The 3138-nt window shown below is 57.0% G+C and carries 4 protein-coding genes, 3 tRNA genes and 1 rRNA gene; all 8 read right to left on the bottom strand.

The features are described from left to right. The coding region (locus RTH46_RS26090) for a GTP-binding protein (protein WP_316906963.1) at positions 1-234 on the bottom strand (234 nt) is incomplete at its 3' end. 79 nt (positions 235-313) lie between these two features. Next, a tRNA-Thr gene (locus RTH46_RS26085) sits at positions 314-389 on the bottom strand. A gap of 28 nt (positions 390-417) precedes the next feature. Beyond that, a tRNA-Gly gene (locus RTH46_RS26080) sits at positions 418-491 on the bottom strand. Positions 492-515: 24 nt separating this feature from the next. After that, positions 516-599 (bottom strand) — tRNA-Tyr (locus tag RTH46_RS26075). Between the two features lie 152 nt (positions 600-751). Further along, positions 752-1174, bottom strand: coding sequence for a hypothetical protein (locus tag RTH46_RS26070; RefSeq protein ID WP_316906962.1), 423 nt, complete (start codon positions 1172-1174; stop codon positions 752-754). A gap of 7 nt (positions 1175-1181) precedes the next feature. Then, entirely contained in the window at positions 1182-1931 is a 750-nt protein-coding gene (locus RTH46_RS26065; protein ID WP_316906961.1) for a pantothenate kinase, read from the bottom strand. Beyond that, positions 1921-2880: a bifunctional biotin--[acetyl-CoA-carboxylase] ligase/biotin operon repressor BirA gene (gene birA / locus RTH46_RS26060; RefSeq protein ID WP_316906960.1), complete on the bottom strand. Its 960-nt coding sequence runs from the start codon at positions 2878-2880 to the stop codon at positions 1921-1923. Before birA ends, RTH46_RS26065 begins: the two co-directional genes overlap by 11 nt. 167 nt (positions 2881-3047) lie before the next feature. After that, positions 3048-3138, bottom strand: a 5S ribosomal RNA gene (gene rrf / locus RTH46_RS26055); the annotation flags it as partial.

Below are 3138 nucleotides of genomic sequence, written 5' to 3'. Positions count from 1 at the left end.
AGCGTAGTGACGAATGTTCGAGTTGTACTCGACGTGCGCGGTGTTGATAGTGATACCGCGAGCTTTTTCTTCCGGAGCCGAGTCGATCTTGTCGAACTCAACGACGGCCGAACCGAAAACTTCGGAGCAGACGCGGGTCAGCGCTGCAGTCAGAGTGGTCTTACCGTGGTCAACGTGGCCGATGGTGCCGACGTTAACGTGAGGTAGGGAACGATCAAACTTTTCCTTAGCCATCGATACAGTCCTCCGCAGAAGAAATAGTCATACCGCTGATAAAACAAAGGCAGATATTTTCATATCTGCCTTGTTTATATGGAGCTCTTGAGCGGACTTGAACCGCTGACCTCACCCTTACCAAGGGTGTGCTCTACCAACTGAGCTACAAGAGCGAAACACATTGCGCAACAACTGCAAACTTGGAGCGGGTAGCGGGAATCGAACCCGCATCATCAGCTTGGAAGGCTGAGGTTCTACCACTAAACTATACCCGCGGAGCTTGCGGCTCTCGCTGAAACTGGTGGAGGGAGAAGGATTCGAACCTTCGAAGCTCTCGCAACGGATTTACAGTCCGTCCCCTTTGGCCGCTCGGGAATCCCTCCAGATGTGGCCGGCATTCTATTTGGCTGCCGCCCTAGTGTCAAGCGTTTTTTCAAATTTTTTCAATCAAATCTGAAACTTAGCTTCTTTGACACTGCCTCTGGTTCTGCCACCTGAGTGGCGTTCCCTGTGAAGCGGGCGCCATTCTATCAAGCTATTCAGCAGTTGCAATACCCTCGCACAAAATAATTTTGTGTTTTAAGTCTTTGAAATCCTTGGAAAGAATGGCCAGCACGGATTGGTCCAGCAAACGCTCGCCTTCAGGGGCCACCTTGAGCCAGAAGCCCTCGGCTCCAGGCAGCTGCCCTGCGACCGGCTGCGAGGCGATATCGAGGCTCAGCAGCCGCTGTCTTAGCGCATCGAGCTGCTCTCGCCCAACCCCGCCCACCACCAGGCATTCATCCCGGCGCCTGGCGGGTGTCGCAACACCCGTTTCACGCAACAGACGAATCTCTTGCTGGCTGCCTTTATATAGAGAGAGAGGCGCGACCTCTTTGACCCTCAGCGGAGCCTCCTGCTGATGCCATACGTAATAGAAAACGTTCAGCACGAGCAACAGCAGAAATAACCAGCGCATAGACACCTCAACTCAAAGGGCAGGCCATGGCCAGACCAACGAATACCAGATCCGGCACAATCCGCGCCTGGGGAACAGCCTCATGCACCAACGGGGCGTCTCCACCCGTGAGGAAGATCGTGAAGTCATCACCCCACAAGGCTTTCGCCTGCTCGATTTGCGTCCGGGCAAAACCCTGGAGCATCAGCACACAGCCGCGCTCCACCGCCTCTACCGTCGAACGCCCAGGAGCCAGACTGCTAAGCGCGCGCTCAGCCGATGCATCGTCATAGCGGATACGGCGCGTGTGGGTCCGCAACTGACTACGCATCAGCGGCATGCCAGGGCAAATGTACCCGCCCAGATGCTCACCATCGGCCGCAACAAAGTCCGCCTTCGCCGCGGTACCGAAATCAATGACCAGGCAAGCTGCTTTGGCCAGGTGAAAAGCACCCAGCGCACCCAGCCAGCGATCCATACCCAGGCGCTGGAAATCCTCATAGCCATTGCGCACCCCGGCCATTTCCTGCACAGGTTGAGCCACCTTGACCTCAATGGCGAAGGCTTGCCGAAGAAGAGCACAAAGTGCCGTAGTTTCTTCCTCGCTACGCACACTTACCATTCGGCCACCTATCAGGTGCAAGGCAGGAAGCGCGCCGATAGCCGCCACAAGGGCCTGGTCGGAGTCGACGATACCGCCGCCAGTGATAACCGCATCTGCAGCGTGTATCACCCGCCACTTGATAAAGCTGTTCCCGCAGTCGAGCTCAAGAATCATCACGCAACCTCAGACTGAGCTCGCCACCGCTGAAGCTCTTCTCCACACCATCTACATCAAGACGCAAACCGCCTTGACCATCCACACCTCGCGCCACCCCATCAATGCGAGTATTGCCAGCCACCAGTGAGACTTTGCGCCCCTGCCACAGGTGCGCTTGCTCCCACTCCTCCTGGAACGCGGCGAAGCCGTATCGGCGATGACGCGCCAGCTCGTGCTGCAGCTGCTGGCTGAGTAGCGCAACCAATTGATTGCGGTCAACCACCAGACCAACTTCGCTACGCATGGAGGTCCATTGCTGGTCGATCTGCTCACTGGACTGCATGTTCACATTGATGCCAATACCCAGCACCACATGGCAGACATCGGCCGGGTCACCGACCAACTCCAGCAGGATACCGGTGATCTTGCGCCCTCTTACCAGGACATCGTTTGGCCACTTGAGCCCAACGTCTTTGAGCCCGAAAGCTTGCAGGGTACGCATCACCGCCAGGCCAACCACCAGACTCAGCCCTTCGAGCTGACGCATGCCACCCTCAACCCGCAACACCAGGCTGAAATAAAGGTTTTCAGCAAACGGGCTTACCCACTGCCGCCCGCGACGACCACGACCGGCAGTCTGGCGCTCGGCAAGTACAAGGAAGGGAGCAGCCTGGCCTTGCGCCGCAAGCCGTAGGCCCTCGGCATTGGTCGAGTCGATGCTTTCATGGATGAACACCGGCCACTGCTCGCCCTGGGAGAACGCGGTAATCGCGTGCGATTCCAGCAGGTTCAACGGCGCTGCCAGCTGATAGCCGCGCCCACGGACCTTATGAATGGTCAGGTTCAGCTCACTTTCAAGATGTTGCAGCTGTTTCCAGACGGCACTGCGGCTTACGCCAAGGGCAGCCCCCAGCGCCTCTCCGGAATGGAACCGGCCATCCTTGAGGAGATTCAACAACTTCAGCATGCCAGTCTCGACTCGGAATAAGGCTGGCATGATAGCCACGCCCCGAAGCCTTGCATAGGAAAAGGGCCACCCTCAAGGAAGGAAACCGCCGCCGGCGCCGTACTTTTTCCTGCTGAAAAAGACAAAACCCCTACCTGCATGCGCAGATAGGGGTTTTGCGAAATGAATCTTGACGATGACCTACTCTCACATGGGGAAACCCCACACTACCATCGGCGATGCATCGTTTCACTACTGAGTTCGGGATGGGATCAGGTG

This window comes from Pseudomonas sp. zfem004 (genome assembly GCF_032621715.1).
Lineage (GTDB): Bacteria > Pseudomonadota > Gammaproteobacteria > Pseudomonadales > Pseudomonadaceae > Aquipseudomonas > Aquipseudomonas sichuanensis.
The sequence above is the reverse complement of the archived record's forward strand: the minus strand, read 5'-3'. Positions and strand labels throughout refer to the sequence as shown.